This window comes from Dietzia cercidiphylli (assembly GCF_014145145.1).
GTDB lineage: Bacteria > Actinomycetota > Actinomycetes > Mycobacteriales > Mycobacteriaceae > Dietzia > Dietzia natronolimnaea.
Map to the genome: position 1 here is coordinate 1 of NZ_JAALEA010000028.1, position 2,047 is coordinate 2,047.

Below are 2,047 nucleotides of genomic sequence, written 5' to 3' on the forward strand. Positions count from 1 at the left end.
GCGGCCGCGGTCCCGGCGCCGGCGATGGCGGCTCCGGCCGCGAGCAGTCCTGCGGTGGCGACACGACGCCCGGTCGAGTTGGCCTTGATGCTGTGGGCTCCCACGAGAGTGATTTCCTCTTTCTTCCTGGACACCGACCGGGTTAGCTGACGGGTTCGGACACGGAAGTCTGTCCTACGCCCGGACCTCTCGGCCCTCGGGCGATTCACCCCAGTGGAACGTGGTTCCCCGGTGCACCGTGGTTGGCGCTTTGGTGGTGACCCCGGCCCCCCACCGGCGGGCGGGTGATGACTTCCGAGGTCTCGAAAAGGTTACGAAACCATCTCGTCGAAGTCCAGTCCATCCGCTAGGCGGCCGTCTCCGAGGCCATGATCTCGACCGTCGAGACCATTCCGAGCTCCATGAGCACCTCGATCGCCGAACGCACCTCCGGCTCCAGGACGTACCCACACGACTCCTCGGAAAGCGCGTCCACCTGCGACTCTCCGGCCAGGAGCACCGAGACGACGCAGTCCTCACACCGGCGCGGGCGGGCCGGGCACCGTGAGCAGTCCATCGAGAACATGATCTACATCACACTCCGTCCTGGGCGTGTTGCCCATTCGTTACCGGGCCGCGATCTACGGCTCGAGGCCGACCGTAACGGCGGGGTACGACATCCCCCTCCGCGGCGGCGGGCCGCACCCGGCCTCCGCCACGACCGTCCGCCCCGCCACTGTCGGACCGGGTCGCTACCGTCGGCACCATGCCCACTCCCCCGACGCGAGAGCCGGTCCGCACGCCCGGGCCCCAGGGGGTCCAGGCGGCGTTCGACGAACTCGAACCGATGCTCTCCGAGGTGACGTTCGTCGTGGTCGACCTGGAGACCACCGGCACCCGACCGGGGACGGACGAGATCACCGAGATCGGCGCGGTCCGCGTACGGGGCGGCGAGGTCCGGGCTGAGCTGTCCACGTTCGTCGCCATCGACGGTGCCCTGCCGGGGCACATCAGCAGGCTCACCGGTATCGACCCCGGCGACCTCGTCGGGGCGCCCACCCTCGGAGAGGTGATGGCGACGTTCCTGGAGTTCTCCCGCGGCGCCGTCCTGGTCGCCCACAACGCCCGGTTCGACCTCGGTTTCCTCCGGGCGGCTGCCGTCTCCACCGACCATCAGTGGCCGGATCCCCCGTCGATCTGCACGCTCGCCCTGGCACGTCGGATTCTCCACCGTGGCGAGACCCGCGGACACCGTCTCGGTGAACTCGCCGCCCATCTGGGATCCACCGTCGAGCCCAACCACCGGGCGCTCCAGGACGCCCGCGCCACCGTCGACGTCCTCCACGCCCTGATCTCCAGGGTCGGGGACTGCGGGGTGGCCACCCTCACCGAGCTCCGGTCGTACGACGGCCGCCTCGCCCCCGAGGTACTGCGCCGCGCCGCGCTGACCGAAGCGCTCACCACCGGTCCCGGCGTCTACCTCTTCCGTGACGGGTCGGGGGGCGCCCTGTACGTGGGGTCATCCGTGTCGGTGCGGCGGAGGGCCCGTTCCTACTATTCCGGAGCCGACTCGCGCAGCAGGATGCGCACGATGGTCGGGCTGGCCGCGAGTGTCGAGTCGGTGCCCTGTGCGCACCTCCTGGAGGCGTGGACCGTCGAGGAGCGGCTCATCGATTCCCTGCAACCGCCGTACAACCGGCGCTCGCGGAGTCCCCGTCGCGGGTGGTGGCTCTCCCCACCCTCCGGGCGCGCGATCCGTGGACAGGTCACCCGCACACCGGAGCACCCGTCCGCCCTCGGCCCGTTCCGGAGATCCGAGGACGCCAGGTCGGCGTGGCTGGACCTCGTCGAGACCCTCGGTTCCCCGCCCGACGCGGAGGACTGGGAGGCGCTGGTCGCCGGCCGGAGCTCCGCGACCGTCAGGGCGATGGTCGACCAGATCGACGCGATCGCGGCGGGCGGAGCGTTCGAGCGCGCGGCCCGGTTGCGCGATCGCACGGCGACGCTCGTCCGGATCCTCACCCGGCAACAGGAGCTCGCCGCCACCGCCGGCCTGCCCGAGCTGGTC

Annotated in this window: 2 protein-coding genes and 1 riboswitch; of the genes, one reads left to right on the forward strand and one right to left on the reverse strand. The window is 71.1% G+C overall.

The features are described from left to right. Positions 1 to 117: 117 nt before the first annotated feature. Positions 118 to 266, reverse strand: a riboswitch (cyclic di-AMP (ydaO/yuaA leader). Positions 267 to 346: 80 nt separating this feature from the next. Then, on the reverse strand, positions 347 to 556 hold the full coding sequence (locus tag G6028_RS01715) for a hypothetical protein (RefSeq protein ID WP_241730472.1): 210 nt from the start codon (positions 554 to 556) through the stop codon (positions 347 to 349). A 189-nt stretch (positions 557 to 745) separates the two neighbouring features. On the opposite strand from G6028_RS01715, the gene G6028_RS01720 reads away from it, so the two are divergent. After that, the coding region (locus G6028_RS01720; RefSeq protein ID WP_182657860.1) for an exonuclease domain-containing protein at positions 746 to 2,047 on the forward strand (1,302 nt) is incomplete at its 3' end.